At 66.0% G+C, this 288-nt stretch carries 1 protein-coding gene; it reads right to left on the bottom strand.

Annotated elements, in window-relative coordinates:
• Nucleotides 1–15: 15 nt before the first annotated feature.
• The coding region (locus NLU14_RS21485; protein ID WP_476738659.1) for a hypothetical protein at nucleotides 16–288 on the bottom strand (273 nt) is incomplete at its 5' end.

Below are 288 nucleotides of genomic sequence, written 5' to 3'. Positions count from 1 at the left end.
GGGATATGGTGCTGGTCATGCTGCCTCCATCAAGCCGGCGTTGAAACTCGCGATCCATTCTTCCATCGTCGGCCGCTCGGCGATCGGCACGATGCTGGCGGCGTCCTGGAAACGGATGAGATCGGTCGGCGCATCGCGACGGATCGCGTCGATCTCGGCCTCGGGGAGCAGCCGCTCGGCGCGGATGAAATCGGTGATCCTGCCGGGCCGGGTCCTGGTCGATCGGCGCCACAATCCCTCGACGGTGCGCAGGCGCGGTTCGGCGCGGGCCTCAATCAGGACAATCAA

It is taken from the genome of Marinobacter iranensis (assembly GCF_029207565.1).
Lineage (GTDB): Bacteria > Pseudomonadota > Gammaproteobacteria > Pseudomonadales > Oleiphilaceae > Marinobacter > Marinobacter iranensis.
Note: the sequence above shows the minus strand (reverse complement) of the source record. Positions and strands in the feature narration are given on the sequence as shown.